At 71.9% G+C, this 15,396-nt stretch carries 15 protein-coding genes; 7 read left to right on the top strand and 8 right to left on the bottom strand.

All coding sequences use genetic code 11. The features are described 5' to 3' along the window. Window positions 1–72 precede the first annotated feature (72 nt). Entirely contained in the window at window positions 73–1,269 is a 1,197-nt protein-coding gene (locus ASC58_RS16285; protein WP_056917770.1) for a S53 family peptidase, read from the bottom strand. 393 nt (window positions 1,270–1,662) lie between these two features. On the opposite strand from ASC58_RS16285, the gene tig reads away from it, so the two are divergent. Together tig and ASC58_RS16275 are read left to right on the top strand one after the other, a co-directional pair. After that, window positions 1,663–3,024, top strand: a complete 1,362-nt coding sequence (tig, locus tag ASC58_RS16280; RefSeq protein WP_056917769.1) for a trigger factor — start codon at window positions 1,663–1,665, stop codon at window positions 3,022–3,024. 120 nt (window positions 3,025–3,144) lie between these two features. Next, complete coding sequence (locus ASC58_RS16275; protein WP_056920034.1) at window positions 3,145–3,603, top strand: hypothetical protein; 459 nt, start codon at window positions 3,145–3,147, stop codon at window positions 3,601–3,603. Between the two features lie 154 nt (window positions 3,604–3,757). Here ASC58_RS16275 and ASC58_RS16270 read toward each other — a convergent pair whose 3' ends face one another. After that, window positions 3,758–4,837 (bottom strand): LacI family DNA-binding transcriptional regulator, encoded by a 1,080-nt coding sequence (locus ASC58_RS16270; protein WP_056920033.1) that lies wholly within the window; start codon window positions 4,835–4,837, stop codon window positions 3,758–3,760. A gap of 79 nt (window positions 4,838–4,916) precedes the next feature. On the opposite strand from ASC58_RS16270, the gene ASC58_RS16265 reads away from it, so the two are divergent. The 4 genes from ASC58_RS16265 to ASC58_RS16250 all read left to right on the top strand — a co-directional run bounded on the left by ASC58_RS16265 (window position 4,917) and on the right by ASC58_RS16250 (window position 8,334). Continuing rightward, the gene (locus tag ASC58_RS16265; RefSeq protein ID WP_056920032.1) at window positions 4,917–6,149 is read left to right on the top strand and encodes an MFS transporter; all 1,233 of its coding nucleotides are present in this window, start codon (window positions 4,917–4,919) and stop codon (window positions 6,147–6,149) included. Between the two features lie 138 nt (window positions 6,150–6,287). After that, on the top strand, window positions 6,288–6,932 hold the full coding sequence (locus tag ASC58_RS16260; RefSeq protein ID WP_056917765.1) for an ATP-dependent Clp protease proteolytic subunit: 645 nt from the start codon (window positions 6,288–6,290) through the stop codon (window positions 6,930–6,932). An 11-nt stretch (window positions 6,933–6,943) separates the two neighbouring features. Beyond that, window positions 6,944–7,609 carry an ATP-dependent Clp protease proteolytic subunit gene (locus ASC58_RS16255; RefSeq protein ID WP_056917764.1) on the top strand — a complete coding sequence of 222 codons (666 nt, stop codon included), beginning with the start codon at window positions 6,944–6,946 and terminating at the stop codon, window positions 7,607–7,609. A 122-nt stretch (window positions 7,610–7,731) separates the two neighbouring features. Continuing rightward, window positions 7,732–8,334, top strand: coding sequence for a hypothetical protein (locus ASC58_RS16250; protein ID WP_056920031.1), 603 nt, complete (start codon window positions 7,732–7,734; stop codon window positions 8,332–8,334). A 10-nt stretch (window positions 8,335–8,344) separates the two neighbouring features. Here ASC58_RS16250 and ASC58_RS16245 read toward each other — a convergent pair whose 3' ends face one another. Further along, window positions 8,345–9,418, bottom strand: coding sequence for a TerC family protein (locus ASC58_RS16245; RefSeq protein WP_056920030.1), 1,074 nt, complete (start codon window positions 9,416–9,418; stop codon window positions 8,345–8,347). A 306-nt stretch (window positions 9,419–9,724) separates the two neighbouring features. Between ASC58_RS16245 and clpX the strand changes: the two genes are divergently transcribed. Beyond that, on the top strand, window positions 9,725–10,999 hold the full coding sequence (gene clpX / locus ASC58_RS16240; protein ID WP_056917761.1) for an ATP-dependent Clp protease ATP-binding subunit ClpX: 1,275 nt from the start codon (window positions 9,725–9,727) through the stop codon (window positions 10,997–10,999). Between the two features lie 69 nt (window positions 11,000–11,068). Here clpX and ASC58_RS16235 read toward each other — a convergent pair whose 3' ends face one another. The 5 genes from ASC58_RS16235 to ASC58_RS16215 are packed head-to-tail and all read right to left on the bottom strand — an operon-like array spanning window position 11,069 to window position 15,277. After that, entirely contained in the window at window positions 11,069–11,647 is a 579-nt protein-coding gene (locus ASC58_RS16235) for a hypothetical protein (RefSeq protein WP_056917760.1), read from the bottom strand. Beyond that, window positions 11,644–13,029: a DUF58 domain-containing protein gene (locus ASC58_RS16230; protein ID WP_056920029.1), complete on the bottom strand. Its 1,386-nt coding sequence runs from the start codon at window positions 13,027–13,029 to the stop codon at window positions 11,644–11,646. Before ASC58_RS16230 ends, ASC58_RS16235 begins: the two co-directional genes overlap by 4 nt. Further along, window positions 13,026–14,042 carry a MoxR family ATPase gene (locus ASC58_RS16225; protein ID WP_056920028.1) on the bottom strand — a complete coding sequence of 339 codons (1,017 nt, stop codon included), beginning with the start codon at window positions 14,040–14,042 and terminating at the stop codon, window positions 13,026–13,028. The genes ASC58_RS16230 and ASC58_RS16225 overlap by 4 nt, the downstream gene beginning before the upstream one ends. After that, a complete protein-coding gene (locus ASC58_RS16220) occupies window positions 14,043–14,531 on the bottom strand; it encodes a hypothetical protein (RefSeq protein ID WP_056920027.1) in 489 nt (162 codons plus the stop codon). It abuts the gene before it with no gap. 11 nt (window positions 14,532–14,542) lie between these two features. Next, window positions 14,543–15,277: a DUF4129 domain-containing protein gene (locus ASC58_RS16215; protein WP_056920026.1), complete on the bottom strand. Its 735-nt coding sequence runs from the start codon at window positions 15,275–15,277 to the stop codon at window positions 14,543–14,545. Between the last annotated feature and the right edge of the window lie 119 nt (window positions 15,278–15,396).

Here is a 15,396-nt window from a genome sequence, read left to right as displayed (position 1 = left end):
GCGGTCCTGCCCGACGGACGGACGACGGTCCCCGAGGCACGTGCCTCGGGGACCGTCGGTGGTGCAGGTGGATCAGAACGCGGACGTGCCGTTCGGGGTGCCCAGGCCCGTGGGGCCGTCCCAGCCCGACTTGGCGGTGCACCACGAGGCGCAGGTGCCGTTGGAGCCCGACGTGACGTCGAACAGGCCCGCCTGGTTGGCGTACGGGAGCGTGTTGGCGTAGCCGGCCGTGTTGCCGCTGAGCGCGTAGACCGAGGCGACGATCGGCGAGGAGAGGCTGGTGCCGCCGTACTGCGCCCACGACGAGGAGCTCTGCGTGGTCGGGGCGTAGGTGGCCAGGCCCGTGTTGGGGTCGGCGACCGCGGAGACGTCGGCGATGGCGCGACCGCTGCAGGCGGTCATGGCCGAGGTCTGGCCGGCCGGGGCCGCGTTGAGGGTGGTGCAGCCCGAACCGGCGCCGCTCCACGCCGACTCGTTCCAGCCGCGGGCACTGGTGTCCTTGTACAGGGACGTGCCACCGACGGCGGTCACGTAGTGCGACGAGGCCGGGAAGCTGCCGCCCTGGTAGCCGTTGTCACCGGTCGAGGCGGTGACGGCGATGCCGGGGTGGTTGTAGGCCGCACCGTAGGAGCTGTCGGCGAGGTCGCCGCCGCCGTAGCTGTTGGAGATCGCCGCGACTCCGGCCTGCTTGGCGGCGGTGTTCACTGCGGCGCCGAGGTCGGCAAGGCTGGCGCTGTTGGCCTGGACGAGGACGATCTTGCAGGAGGGGCAGGTGGCCGAGACGGCGTCGAGGTCGAGCGCCTGCTCGCCGGCCCAGCCGGCGTTGAAGCGCGGGAGCGAGGTGCCGCCGGTCTGGTTGATGATGCGAAGGCAGCCGTTCGCGGTGGTGCAGGCGGACTGGCCCCACTGGCTGCGGTAGACGCCGAGGTCGCGCTCGGCGTTGGGGTAGCCGTAGGCGTCGACGATGGCGACGGTGCGGCCACCGGCGGACAGCCCGGTCACCTTGTAGGCGCTCTGGATGTCGGCGGGGGTCTTCCCGGAGATCGCCTGCGGCGTCACCGGCTTGCCCGAGGGGCTCACGGCAGCGCCGGAGCCGTCGACCAGCTTCTCGGCCGAGCACGCGGCGACGGTGGGGGAGGACGGGGTGGCACAGACACGGGTGGCGTGTCCGCGTGCCGACGGCGCCGCTCCGGCGGCGGTGACCGTCGTCGCGGCGAGCCCGAGCGAGGCCGAGGCCGCGAGGGCGACGGCGAGGATCTGCTTGCGCATGCGTGGGTTCTCCTGTGTGGGGGGAGAGGTCGGCGGCTGCCGTCCCTGGTCGGACTCTCGCCGGCCACCGGGGGACGAACCGTGACATTCGTCATCGTCGGAGCCACCTGACGAAGAAATGACGGCAGTGAGCCGAAGACTTTGCCGGGATTCGTGACAGATGTCGTGGGTGCCCACCCGGCCCAAACCGATAGCCGCACCGTCCGCGCGGGGTCCGGCCGGGCGCTCCGCGCGTATGGCGCGTGGCGCCTCCCGGCGGTGCCGGCGGCCTCGGTTCGGTGGCACGTCCGGCAGCGGCTACGATGGGTTTTTGGCCCGCGCGCGCCCACCGCCGGTGTGCAGGGCCCTTCCTTTGCCCCGCCCGTTCCCCACCTGAACCTGGAGTACCCCGCAGTGAAGAGTGCCGTCGAGACCCTCAACCCGACCCGGGTCAAGCTGACCGTCGAGGTGCCGTTCGAGGAGCTCAAGCCCAGCCTCGACGCGGCATACGCGACCATCGGCTCCCAGATCCAGGTCCCCGGCTTCCGCAAGGGCAAGGTCCCCAGCCGCATCATCGACCAGCGCGTCGGCCGCGGTGCCGTGCTGCAGGAGGCCGTCAACGAGGCTCTCCCGCAGTTCTACGGCCAGGCCGTCGAGGAGAACAAGGTGCGGCCGATCGGCCAGCCCGAGGTCGACGTGACCGAGGTCCCCGCCGAGGACGGCCAGGACCTCAAGTTCACCGTCGAGGTCGACGTCCGTCCCGAGGTCGAGCTCCCCGAGGACTTCAGCGCCATCACGGTCGAGGTCGACGAGGCCAAGGCGTCCGACGAGGACGTCGAGGAGCGCCTCATCGCGCTCCAGGAGCGCTTCGGCAGCCTCACCGGTGTCGACCGTGCCGTCGAGACCGGCGACTTCGTGTCCATCGACCTCGACGCCTCCATCGGCGACGAGGAGATCGACTCGGTCAAGGGCATCTCCTACGAGGTCGGTTCCGGCAACATGCTCGACGGCCTCGACGACGCCCTCGCCGGCATGACCGCGGGCGAGACCAAGAACTTCACCGCCCCGCTCGCCGGTGGCGACCACGAGGGCGAGGACGCGGCCGTCACGGTCACCGTCCAGTCCGTCAAGGTGCGCGAGCTGCCCTCGCTGGACGACGACTTCGCCCAGCTGGCCTCGGAGTTCGACACGCTGCGTGAGCTGCGCGCCGACGTGACCAAGCAGGCCGAGCAGGCCAAGAAGTTCGAGCAGGGCGTCCAGGCCCGCGACAAGGTGCTCGAGCACCTCCTCGAGACCATCGAGATCCCGGTGCCCGACGCGCTCGTCGAGGCCGAGGTCAACGCCCACCTCGAGGGCGAGAACCGCCTCGAGGACGACGAGCACCGCGCCGAGGTCGACGAGAGCACCCGCAAGGCGCTCCGGGCCCAGTTCCTGCTCGACGCCATCGCCGAGAAGACCGACGTCAAGGTCGAGCAGCCCGAGCTCATCGAGTACCTCGTCATGTCGGCCCAGCAGTACGGCATGGACCCCAACCAGTTCGCCCAGGCGATCGACCAGCAGGGCCAGGTGCCCTCCATGGTCGCCGAGGTCGCCCGTCGCAAGGCGCTGGCCAGCGTGCTCGAGCAGGCCAAGGTCGTCGACACCACCGGCGCGACGATCGACCTCAGCGAGGTCACCGCGACCGACGTCGCGTCCGAGCTCGCCGACCACGACCACGAGGGTCACGACCACGACCCCGAAGGTCACGACCACGACCACGAGGGTCACGACCACTGACGTCAACGGCGGTCAACGACCGCCAAGCGCAGGCAAACGTATGCCGTGTCCCGGAATTCGGGACACGGCATACGTCATTTGCCGGATTGCTGACAGGGGCCCGCCCCTGAGTCTTGTCCCATGGACAGGGCCTCGTTCCACAAGCTGCGGCTGGCGGTCCAGGAGAACGCCAACCCCGCGGACGACCACCACGTCGCGGCGCTGCAGGCCACCCTCCAGAAGGGCCTGGTCGGCAGCCGCCTGTTCGCCGAGGTCGAGCTCGGCCGCACGCAGGACGTGGACCGGATGATCATCGGCATCTGCCGCTGTGCCGACGACGTCGCGCCCTGGGAGGCCGGGGTCGGCGTGGAGCGACTGTGGGGTGTGGCGGCTCTGGACACCCGCTGGGAGATCCACCTCGTCTCCGCGAACGACGGCTACATGGAGTTCGAGGGCGCCGTGACCACGGACGCCCAGGGGCGGTACGTCACCGTCAACCTGGTCGCCGAGCCGGCTCGCGTCCCCGACCCGGCGCAGGCCCAGTCGGTCACCGAGGGCACCGACGGTCCGCCGCCGCGGAGCGCCACGATCGACGCCTGACCGACTGGCACGAGGGCGCCTCCCCGGCGCAGGTCGACCCCGGCCGTGCAGCGGTGCGTTCCTGCGAGCCGCCCGGCGCGGTCCTCGTGGCCGCCCCAGATCGCCGACCGGTCCATCCCCCCTGGACCGGTTCGTGCCCCCGCCCCCGTCCGCCTCAGGCGGGCGGGGGCGTCGTGGTGGTGCCCACGCGCAGCGTCACCGGGGCCACCTGGTCGTCGGGGCGTTCGCCGTCGAGCAGGCGGCGCAGCAGCTCGCCGAGGCTGCGTCCCTTGCGCTCGCCGTGCTGGTCCATCGTGGTGAGCGTGCCGGCGAACCAGGGGAGCTCCACCCCGTCGAAGCCGGTGACGCTCAGGTCCTCGGGGACGCGCAGGCCCAGCTCGTCGGCGGCGCGCACGGCGCCCATCGCCAGGAGGTCGGACTGGGCGACGACGGCCGTGGGACGCTGACCGACCGGCCGGTCGAGGAGCAGCCGGGCGGCGGCGGCCCCCTGCTCGACATCGGGCAGCGACGTGGCGGCGAGGAGGCCGGGTCGGCCGGCGAGGTCGTACACGTCGAGGAAGCCCAGGGCCCGGTCCCGGCTGTCGGTGAAGGTCGCCTCGCGCAGGGCGGACACGTCCACGAGGCCGGTCGTGGAGTCGGGGCGCAGGGGCATCATCAGGTGGGCCACCCGCTGGTGGCCGAGGTCGCGCACGTGTCGGGTGATGGTGGCGCTGGCCCCCCGGTTGTCGAGCGCGAGCTGGACCACGCGCGGGTCCGCCGGCGAGCCGTCCCCGAGCATGGGGATGCCGCGGGCCGCCAGGTGGTCGACCGCCGGGTTGTCGTCGGGGCCGCAGAGCGAGAAGACGACGGCGTCGAGCGCGGTCGCCCCGAGCTGGGGGACGGCCTTCTCCGGGTGCCCCGCGTGCTGGGCGATGAGGAGCATCCCGGCCGGGATCTCGTCCAGCACCTGGGACAGGCCGTCCAGCACGCTCACCGCGAACGGGTCGCGGAAGGCGTGCAGGAGCCGGCCCTCGACGATGACACCGACGACCCCGGAGCGACCGTTGCGCAGCGAGGAGGCGAGGGGGTCGGGTCCGGTGTAGCCCAGCTCGACCGCCGCGGCCCGCACCCGCTCCGCCGTCTCGGGCGCCACGGGTCCCTTGCCGCTGAAGGCGAGCGACGCCGTGGAGGTGGACACTCCGGCGGCCTGGGCCACGGCGCGGAGCGTCGCCCGAGGTTGACGGGGAGTGGTCATGCGGGACAGACTATCGAAACGATTCGATCGAATCGATTCGACCTCCGTACCAGACCCGCGCGTCGCGCAGGAAGCCACCGTGAACCACACCTCCCTCGACCGTGCCCGGGTCGTCTCCGCCCGCAACGCCGTCTTCATCGTCTTCGCCCTCGCCGGCGTCACCTTCGCGTCCTTCGCGTCCCGCATCGCCGACAGCAAGGCCGAGCTCGGCCTCAGCGCCGGCCAGCTCGGTCTCACCCTGTTCGCGGCGTCCGCGGGGTCGCTCACGGCGCTGCCGTCCGCAGGGCGGGTCGCCGGTCGGATCGGGGCCGCGCGCACGATCGTCGTCGGCATGGTGCTCGGGTTCGCCGGGCTGCTCGTCGTGGCCCTCGCGGTCGACGTCGCCCAGTCGCGCTGGCTGATGGCCGCCGGCCTGTACTTCGTCGGGATGGGTGTCGGTCTCTGGGACGTCGCCATGAACCTCGAGGGCGCCGCGGTGGAGCGGCTGCTCGGCAAGACGGTCATGCCGCACTTCCACGCGGCCTTCTCCGGGGGCACGGTGCTCAGCGCCCTCATCGGCGCCGGTATGTCGTGGGGGAGCGTGCCGCTGCTGGTGCACTTCGTCGCAGCCATCGTCGTCTCGGCCGCCCTGGGCCTGTGGGCCTTGAAGTCCTTCCTCCCCCGTGAGGTCGAGGTGAGCGACGAGTCGTCGACCGCCGAGGGCGGCGCCGTCGCGACCAAGCCGCGCTCGGCGTGGCTGGAGCCGCGCACCCTGATGATCGGGCTGGTCGTGCTGGCCGCGGCCTTCACCGAGGGCACCGCCAACGACTGGATCGCGGTCGGCTTCGTGGAGGGCCACGACCTCCCCGCCTGGGCCGGCGTGCTGGCCTTCGCCTCCTTCCTGTCCTTCATGACCGTCGGGCGCCTCGTCGGCACCCGCTTGCTCGACCAGTACGGCCGCGTCCCGGTGCTCCAGGTCACCTTCGCCATGGCTGCCGTCGGCTCGATCATGGTGATCTTCGGCAACGTCTGGGTGGCCTACCTCGGCACCGCCGTCTGGGGTGTGGGCGCCTCGCTGGGCTTCCCCGTCGGCATGAGCGCCTCGGCCGACGACCCGGCCCGCGCAGCCGCCCGCATGTCGGTCGTCGCCACCATCGGCTACACCGCCTTCATCGCCGGGCCCCCGCTGCTCGGATTCCTCGGCGACCACTTCACGGTGCTCAAGGCCCTCATGGCCGTCACGGTCATGGTCGCCGCCGCGATGCTCGTCATCCCGGCGACGCGCGAGCCCGAGGCCGCGGTCGTCGAGCGGGAGCCCGCAACCCGCTCCTGACGCAGGCGTGCGGCGCCCGGCGGCCGGGCGCCACACGCACGGCTGTGCGCTCAGGGCGAACATGCGGTGGATCGGGGACTTCCGCCCGCCACCTCCGCGTTAGGGTCACTGACAAGCACAACCCCGAGCGATGGAGACATGGTGAGCACACCACACGAGATCGTCGCCGCTGCCGAGCGGCCGCAGGGTGGTCTGGACGACCACATCTACAACCGTCTGCTCAAGGAGCGGATCATCTTCCTCGGCTCGGACGTCCGCGACGACAACGCGAACGCGATCTGCGCGCAGCTCCTGCTGCTCGCCGCCGAGGACCCCAGCAAGGACATCTGGCTGTACATCAACAGCCCCGGCGGATCGATCTCCGCGGGCATGGCGATCTACGACACGATGAAGTGGATCCCCAACGACGTGGCGACCGTGGCCATGGGCATGGCGGCCTCGATGGGCCAGTTCCTGCTCTCCGCCGGCACCCACGGCAAGCGCTACGCCACCCCGCACGCCCGCGTGATGATGCACCAGCCCTCGGGTGGCATCGGCGGCACCGCGTCGGACATCAAGATCCAGGCCGAGCAGATGCTCTACGTCAAGAAGCAGATGGCCGAGCTGATCGCCGAGCACACCGGCCAGTCGAAGGAACAGATCGAGAAGGACTCCGACCGCGACCGCTGGTTCAGTGCCGACGAGGCCAAGGAGTACGGCTTCGTCGACCACGTGTTCAGCAGTGCCGCCCAGGCCGGTGGTCGGGGCGCCAGCGACGACAACCCGGTCACCGGGGACAAGTGAGGGACGGACAGATGAACTACAACACCAACCCCGCCATGCACGGTGGGCTCCACGTCCCGGCTCCGTCGAGCCGCTACATCCTGCCGCAGTTCGAGGAGCGCACCTCCTACGGCATGAAGCGCCTCGACCCCTACACGAAGCTGTTCGAGGACCGCATCATCTTCCTCGGCGTGCAGGTCGACGACGCGTCCGCGGACGACGTCATCGCCCAGCTCATCGTGCTGGAGTCCCAGGACCCCGACCGCGACATCCTCATGTACATCAACAGCCCCGGTGGCTCGTTCACCGCGATGGCCGCGATCTACGACACGATGCAGTACATCCGCCCCGACGTGCAGACGTTCGTCATCGGGCAGGCGGCCTCGGCCGCCGCGGTGCTGCTGTCGGCCGGTGCCAAGGGCAAGCGGTTCGCCCTGCCGAACGCCCGGATCCTCATCCACCAGCCCGCCCTCGAGGGTGGCATGGGTGGCCAGGCGTCCGACATCGAGATCCAGGCCAACGAGGTGCTGCGCATGCGCACCTGGCTCGAGGAGACGTGGGCCCAGCACTCCGGTCGCACGCCGGAGCAGGTCCGCAACGACATCGAGCGCGACAAGATCCTGTCCGCGCAGGAGGCCAAGGAGTACGGCCTGATCGACGAGGTCCTCGCCTCGCGCAAGGGCACCTTGGACGACTGAGTCGCCCCGCACGTCCGGTATGCCGTCCGCTCACCGCCCACGCACCGCGTGGGACCCGGAGCGGGCGGCATACCTGTGCGTGGTGGCGGGAACGCCGATGGTGGCCGTCCCGTCCCAGCGTCATGAAACGCGCAGCGCTGCTCGTCCTGGTCCTCGCGGCTGCCCTGGTCGTCGTCCCCGGGACGGCCGCGTTCGCCTGCTCCTGTGCCGCTCCACCGGTGGCCGACCAGGTCACCAGAGCCGACCTCGTCGTCCGCGGGACGGTGGGAGAGCCGGCAGGCGACGGCACGGTCGTGACCTACCCTGTCGAGGTCACCGTGGCGTTCAAGGGGACGCCGCCGCGCACCGTCGAGGTGCGCAGCCCTCGTGACGGCGCGTCGTGCGGCCTCGAGGTGGTGCCGGGGCGCGAGTACCTGCTCTTCGCGACCGATCGGGGCGGCGCCCTCGAGGCCGGGCTCTGCGGCGGAACCGCGCCCGCGAGCGCCGAGCTCCAGGCCGGGGTGGTCGCCGTGACGGGGGCGGGGCACCCACCGGTGCGCACCCCGGGACCGCCGGCGTCGGGCACCGCGCCCTCGGCGAGGTCGAGCGGCCGGTCGGTGGGGGCCGCTCGTGCCCCGGGGCCTCTCAGGCAGCGCCTGGGCGCGGGGGTCCTTTCCCTCGCGGGGATCGGCACCCTGGCGGCTGCCGCCGCCGCGGTCCTGCTGGTGCGGCGGCGGCGGCTCTGACGGGTGGGGCTCAGCGCAGGGCGGCGCGCTCCGGCTCGGGGTCGGCCTGACCCCTCGAGCCGTCGTCCCCGTGGTCGGCCTGGTCGCCCCGCGTGGCGGCCAGGCTGGTGGCCGTCACCACGGCGAGGATGCCGACGATCACGCCCAACGAGGCCAGGGTGGGGATCTCCGGCGTCGAGGGCCACACGCCGTGCGCCCAGTGCAGGACGAGCTTGACGCCGATGAAGCCGAGGATGGCGGCGAGGCCGTAGCCCAGGTGCACCAGCCGCGACAACGCCCCCTCGAGGACGAAGTACAGGGCGCGCAGGCCCAGCAGCGCGAAGGCGTTGGTCGCGAACACGAGGTACGGGTCTCCGGTGATGCCGTAGACCGCGGGCACGGAGTCGACCGCGAACACGATGTCGGTGGCGAGGATGGCGACGGTCACGAGAGCCAGCGGGGTGAGGGCGCGACGGCCGTTCTCGCGGATCGTCATGGCGGTGGAGTGGTACTCGTCCTTGACGGGCATGACCTTCCGGAGCAGGCGGACCGTGCGCATCCGGTCGATGTCGATCTCGTGGTCGTTGCCCTGGACGGCGTCCTTGAGCAGCTTGAGCCCGGTGACCAGCAGCACCGCCCCGAAGAGCAGGAACGTCCAGTCGAACGTCTTGAGCATCTGGGCGCCCAGGGCGATGAACACCCCGCGCAGGGCCAGGGCCCCGACGACGCCGATGAGCAGCACCCGCTGCTGCAGCTCCTTGGGCACGGCGAAAGCCGCGAGCAGGAGCATGAAGACGAACAGGTTGTCGACCGACAGCGACTTCTCGACGAGGTAGCCGGTGTAGTACTCGACACCGATCGTGCTGCCGTGCTGCGACCAGATGTAGCCACCGAAGGCGACCGGGAGGCCGATGTAGAACGCCGACCAGCCGAGCGCCTCCTTCATGGAGACCTCGTGCGGGCGTCGGGTGAGCAGGAAGTCCATCACCACGAGGGCGACGACGGCGCCGATGCTGACCGCCCACAGGAGCGGGGTGCCGATGGAGTCACCGGTGGCGGGATCGGCCGCGGCGGTGAGGAGGGACGGGGAGGAGAACGAAGACATGGATGACCTCATGGCTAGTCGTCCGAGGTCTCCTTCACCGCCTGGGAAATGCGGCGCCGCCCGGAAGCACCATGGGGTGCTCGTACTGACCGGACGGACTGTGGGAAGTACTCCCCTCGTGCTCAAAGGATACCGGGGGTGCGGGAAGGTCACCAACTCGGAGGCTTGTCCGCCCTCAGCGGACAAGGGCGACGGGAGCCCGACTCGGCGGTTTCAATGGAGCCACGGAGGTATGCGGCGTTGTAGCGTCGGACCGTTGCTGCCCGCACTGGGCAGTGTTCGCACGGACAGACCGGAGGACCGCGAGTGGCACGCATGGGAGAGAGCGGCGACCTGCTGAAGTGCTCGTTCTGCGGCAAGAGCCAGAAGCAGGTCAAGAAGCTCATCGCCGGCCCCGGTGTCTACATCTGCGACGAGTGCATCGACCTCTGCAACGAGATCATCGAGGAGGAGCTCGCCGAGTCCTCCGAGCTGGGTCTGGACGAGCTGCCCAAGCCGAGGGAGATCTTCGACTTCCTGGAGAACTACGTCGTGGGACAGGACGTCGCCAAGAAGGCGCTGGCCGTCGCGGTCTACAACCACTACAAGCGCATCCAGGCCAGTGAGGCGACCGCGAAGAAGGACGTCGAGTCGGTCGACATCGCGAAGTCGAACATCCTGCTCATCGGCCCCACCGGGTCCGGCAAGACCTACCTCGCCCAGACCCTGGCCCGCATGCTCAACGTGCCCTTCGCCATCGCCGACGCGACGGCCCTGACCGAGGCCGGCTACGTCGGCGAGGACGTCGAGAACATCCTCCTCAAGCTCATCCAGGCCGCCGACTACGACGTCAAGAAGGCCGAGACGGGCATCATCTACATCGACGAGGTCGACAAGATCGCCCGCAAGAGCGAGAACCCCAGCATCACCCGCGACGTCTCCGGCGAGGGGGTCCAGCAGGCGCTGCTCAAGATCATCGAGGGCACGACCGCCTCGGTCCCGCCACAGGGCGGTCGCAAGCACCCGCACCAGGAGTTCATCCAGATCGACACGACGAACGTGCTGTTCATCGTCGGTGGCGCCTTTGCGGGCCTGGACAAGATCATCGAGGCGCGCTCGGGCACCAAGGGGCTCGGCTTCGGTGCGGCCCTGCACCTCCCGAAGGACGACGCGCAGAGCTTCGCCGACGTCATGCCCGAGGACCTGCTGAAGTACGGGCTCATCCCGGAGTTCATCGGCCGTGTCCCGGTCATCACCGCGCTCGAGGGACTCGACAAGCACGCGCTCGTCAAGATCCTCACCGAGCCCCGGAACGCGCTGGTGAAGCAGTACAAGAAGATGTTTGAGATCGACGGGGTCGAGCTCGAGTTCACCGAGGACGCCCTGACGGCCATCGCCGAGAAGGCCAACGAGCGCCGTACCGGTGCCCGCGGCCTGCGCGCGATCATGGAGGAGGTGCTCATGCCGGTCATGTTCGACGTGCCCAGCGATGACGGCATCGCCCGCGTGGTCGTCACCCGGGAGGTCGTCCAGGACAACGTCCTGCCGACGATCGTCCGCCGCGACGAGGAGCCCAAGCGCGCGCGCAAGCGTTCCGCCTGATCACGAACCACCCGTGAGGGGCCGCCCGGACTGTCCGGGCGGCCCCTCACGTCGTTGGCGAGTCCCCGGTCAGGGGCGCGGGTCGCGCGACAGCAGCCACACGGCCAGGGCGAGGATCGCCACGGCGGCGATCGCGGCATACGTCAGGGAGACCTGGCCGGCGACCACCTCGCGACCGGCCGTGGAGGACAGCGCCCACAGGGGCACGGTGCCCGCGGCGACGACCGCGGTCCGACGGGACCAGCGACGCAGGGATCGTGCCGGGACCGGGGCGCCCGGGGGCAGGCTCGCCGCGAGCGCGGCGGCGAGGTGGACCAGCAGGAGGAGCCACGCGGCGACGAGCAGCAGCAGCCACCCCTGCGTCGTGGCGGGGACGGGGACGGTGCCCACCCAGAACAGGGCCAGGGCGGCGACGAGCGCGGACGCCGCGGCGGACTCCGGGCGCCAGGCGGCCCACGACGCGAGGGCGACGAGCAGGATCGCGGCGGGGAGCAGTCCGTCCGGCGCGGCGACGAGCGTCGTCGCCACCAGTGCCACGGACGCGCCGAGCAGCACGCCGCGGACGGCGGCCTGCGACGCGGAGAGGCCAAGGATGCTGGTGCGGGAACCGGCCCGGGGCTGGTGCGGGGTGCCGGCTGACGCACTCATCGGCTGACCACCCGTGGCGACCGCGAACGTCGCCCGAGGTCGCGCAGCACGAGGTCGAGGGTGCCGGGACCGGCCCAGGGGACGATCGGCACACCCGCCTCACGGGCGCGGGCCATCTCTCGGTTGCGTTCGAGCAGCCGCAACCGCCATGCGAGACGGCTCTCCGCCGGGTGGTCGGCGCTCGTCGCGACGACCTCGGCCAGGCGTTCGAGCGGGATGTCGCCGGTGGCGAGGTGCGCCGGCAGCGTGTCGACCGTGACGACCGAGATGCCGCGTCGCGACAGCCCGACGGCGTGGGCGAGGACGTCGGGGGAGACGGCGGGCGTGAGGATGACGGCGAGGGTCCCGGCCGGGACGTGGTGCCGCAGCTGGGAGCGCAGGCGCTTCTCGTCGCTGACCGTGCCGTCGGCCACGGTGGTGCGCGCGAGGGCGTCGAGCAGGCGGCGCAGGTGGTGCGGTCCGGCCGCCGCCGTGACGGGTGGAAGGTCGCGGGCGCCCAGGACGATGAGGCCCACCCGGTCGCCGGCTCGCAGGTAGTGCTCGGCGATCGCGCCCGCGGCACGGACGGCGTTGTCGAGGCTGCTGCTGGACCCACCGAGACCCTCGCTCTGCCCGAGGTCGTTCATGGCGTCGACGAGCAGGAGGATCTCGCTGTCCTGGTCGGCGTGGGTGGCGGTGACGTGCAGCTCGCCGGTGCGGACCGAGACGGGCCAGTGGACCCGGCGCAGCCGGTCACCGAACCGGAAGGGCCTGACCTGGTCGAGCTCCCCGCCGTCACCGGGGTGGTGGGACCGGTTCTGGCCGACCAGCCCGTCGGGGCGGGGAACAGCGACCCGCGCGGTGAAGCTGTCCGGCAGCGGCACCGTCGGGATGGGCGCCAGCGAGACGGGCTCGGGCTCCCAGCGGAACGCCCCCAGGGGGCTGGTCAGCGCCACCGTGGCCGGACCGAGGGGCCTGCGTCCCCAACGGGTGCTGCGGCAGACCAGGGAGACCGTGGTCGGCTCCGTCCCGTCGGTGGTGGCCGACAGGGAGCGGGACGAAGGGGAGTAGGCGGTGTATGGCGTGGGGAGCAGGGTCAGGCCCACCTCCTCGACGTCCGGGTGCGGCTCCACCGTGGCCCGCCAGGTGGTGGCCTGCCCCTCGCGCAGGAGCGGGTGGCCGACCCGGGCGTGCACGGCGGGGTCGGTCGTCGGCCGCCGCGTGGTGGCCCACAGCGCCACGAGCAGCAGCGGCCCCCCGAGCACCACCGCGTCGGGACGGCGCAGGACGACCCCCGCGGCCACCAGCACCAGGCCGAGAGCCAGGGAGCGGACGTGCGCCGGGGTCGCCCGCCACCGGCCGGCCAGCACCCGGCCGCCGACCCCGGCCCGCAGGTCGCTCACGGGCGCTCGAAGCCCGTCCGGGCCGATCCGGCCACCGTGGCCGACGGTGTCGGCACCGAGGAGAGGACGGCCTCGACGACGCTCGCCGCCGACACGTCGTTCATCCACAGCTCTGGGCGCACGGTGACGCGGTGGTCGAGGCAGGCGTGGGCGACGGCCTTGACGTCCTCGGGGGTGACGTAGTCGCGGCCGCGCAGCACGGCATACGCCCGTGACGTCAGCAGCAGCGCGAGCGAGCCTCGCGGTGAGGCGCCCATGAGCAGGTTCTGGTGGGTGCGGGTCGCGGCGGCGAGGCGCACGCAGTACTGGCCCACGCCCTCGTCGACGGCGACGGTCTCGACGGCCGCCTGCATCTGCAGCAGGCCGGCCGCGTCGGTGACGCGGGTGACCTCCTGGGCCTCCTGCCGGCGGGCCATCCGGCGCTGCAGGACGTCCCACTCCTCGGCGGCCGTGGGGTAGCCGAAGCTGACCCGGAGCAGGAACCGGTCGAGCTGGGCCTCGGGCAACGGATAGGTGCCCTCGTACTCCACCGGGTTGGCCGTGGCCAGGACGTGGAAGGGGCGCGGGAGGGCGAACGTCTCGCCCTCGACGGTCACCTGCCCCTCCTGCATCGCCTCGAGCAGCGCCGACTGCGTCTTGGGGGGAGTGCGGTTGATCTCGTCGGCAAGCAGCAGCCCGGTGAACAGCGGCCCCTTGCGGAAGGCGAACTCGTGGGTGCGCTGGTCGTAGAGGAACGACCCGGTGAGGTCGCTCGGCAGCAGGTCCGGCGTGAACTGGGCCCGGGCGAAGTCGAGCCCCAGCGACTGCGCGAACGACCGCGCCGCCAGGGTCTTGCCCAGCCCGGGGAAGTCCTCCATGAGGACGTGGCCACCGGCCAGCACGCCCGCGAGGACGATCTCCAGGCTGCGGCGTTTGCCGACGACGGCACGCTCCACCTCGCTGAGGATGGCTTCGGCACGGGCCGAGACCTGGTCGAGGGTCAGGGTCACCGTTGGGGTCACGGGCTGGGTCACTTAGAGCTCCTCCAGGGTGGTGGTGAACGCCTCGAGGCGCGCGCCGGTCAGGCGCGACGGAGGCGGTTGGGTCAGGTATGCCGTGAGGTCGGGTCCGAGCGCCGCGTGGGCCTCGTCCGGGGCGTCGGCGAGCGAGATCCCCCGGCGCAGGCGCAGCTGGTCGGACGCGAGGGAGGTCAAGGTGTCGTGGAGGTGCTGCGCGGCGACGGGGTCGCTCCCCGAGGTCGTGGCCCGGATGTCGCCGGCGATGCGGGCGATGCGCAGGTCGGTGCCCCGGGCCGGCGTCGTGGAGGTGAACGTGTGCGTCCAGTCGGTCGACCCGCGGGACTGCCAGAGCCACTGCGCCAGCACGGCGATGGCCGCGACGAGGGAGGCGCAGGCGAGCAGCAGCCCGGGGCTGGCCAGGACCGGGACGGCGACCGTGACGGTCCCCACGGCCAGCGCCACCACGAGCGCGAGGACGAGCTGGCGGACAGGGCCCAGGGCCACGAGGCGCGCCCTCATCGTCTCCCGCCCGGACCGGCCGACGTCGAGGCGCCCGGGCGCTGGCCCTTGGGGACGGCGTTGCGCAGCTCCACCTGGACCTGCTGCAGCGCCTCGCGGGCGCTGGTACGCATCTCCTCGCCCACGGGGTGGGTCGAGAAGCGGGCTTCGCGGTACAGGGCCGCCAGCACGTCGAGCGGGGCACGGTCGACCGACCAGGAGCGCAGGACGGCGGTGACCAGCTCCTCCGAGGTGCGGGTCGTGTCGTCGCGCACGCCGATCGAGCGCGCTGCCGCCTCCAGCGCCACCCAGGCGGCGATCACGGCGTTCGCGGGCGTGCCGGTGGTCAGCAGCTCCTCGCCCTCGCGGGCACCGCGCAGGAGCACCTCGGGGACGACGACGTCGTCGGGGACCTGGGGCTCGGCACCGGTCCGGGTGTCCCACCACTGCCGCAGCTCGCGGACCGCCGCGACCAGGAGGGCCAGGACGATGACGGCGAGGACGATCTTGGCCGCCCAGGTCACGAGCCCCACCAGGAAGGGCTGGTCGGGGCCGGGCAGGACGTTCGAGCTCCGGCGCCCCTCGGACCCTGCGCTGCCGTCCACGCCGTAGTCGATGCCGGGGACCGGGACGGGCGCACGGGTGAGGTCCCGGCGCGCGAAGATGGCCACCGGGCCGGTGGCCGACACCCAGGCAGCGAGCAGGAGCGTCAGCCCGCCCCCGCCCAGCAGCACCCGCCCGCGTCCGGTCACGGTCCACGACCCTAGACAGCGGGGTGGCCCGTCGACGGGTACGGCGACAAATCGAGGGCGATTTGTTACCCGGGCGATGAGTTCTGGTCGGCGTGCGGGTCTGTCCCGGTACGACCCCC

Source organism: Phycicoccus sp. Root101 (assembly GCF_001426245.1).
GTDB lineage: Bacteria > Actinomycetota > Actinomycetes > Actinomycetales > Dermatophilaceae > Pedococcus.
This window is presented reverse-complemented; position numbering and strand designations above follow the sequence as displayed.

Excerpts from the sequence above, each read along its gene's own strand:
- ASC58_RS16275 (WP_056920034.1), top strand. The coding sequence starts at position 3,145 with ATGGACAGGGCCTCGTTCCACAAGCTGCGGCTGGCGGTCCAGGAGAAC.
- ASC58_RS16250 (WP_056920031.1), top strand. The coding sequence starts at position 7,732 with ATGAAACGCGCAGCGCTGCTCGTCCTGGTCCTCGCGGCTGCCCTGGTC.
- ASC58_RS16235 (WP_056917760.1), bottom strand. The coding sequence starts at position 11,647 with ATGAGTGCGTCAGCCGGCACCCCGCACCAGCCCCGGGCCGGTTCCCGC.
- ASC58_RS16255 (WP_056917764.1), top strand. The coding sequence starts at position 6,944 with ATGAACTACAACACCAACCCCGCCATGCACGGTGGGCTCCACGTCCCG.
- ASC58_RS16260 (WP_056917765.1), top strand. The coding sequence starts at position 6,288 with ATGGTGAGCACACCACACGAGATCGTCGCCGCTGCCGAGCGGCCGCAG.
- ASC58_RS16285 (WP_056917770.1), bottom strand. The coding sequence starts at position 1,269 with ATGCGCAAGCAGATCCTCGCCGTCGCCCTCGCGGCCTCGGCCTCGCTC.
- ASC58_RS16270 (WP_056920033.1), bottom strand. The coding sequence starts at position 4,837 with ATGACCACTCCCCGTCAACCTCGGGCGACGCTCCGCGCCGTGGCCCAG.
- ASC58_RS16245 (WP_056920030.1), bottom strand. The coding sequence starts at position 9,418 with ATGTCTTCGTTCTCCTCCCCGTCCCTCCTCACCGCCGCGGCCGATCCC.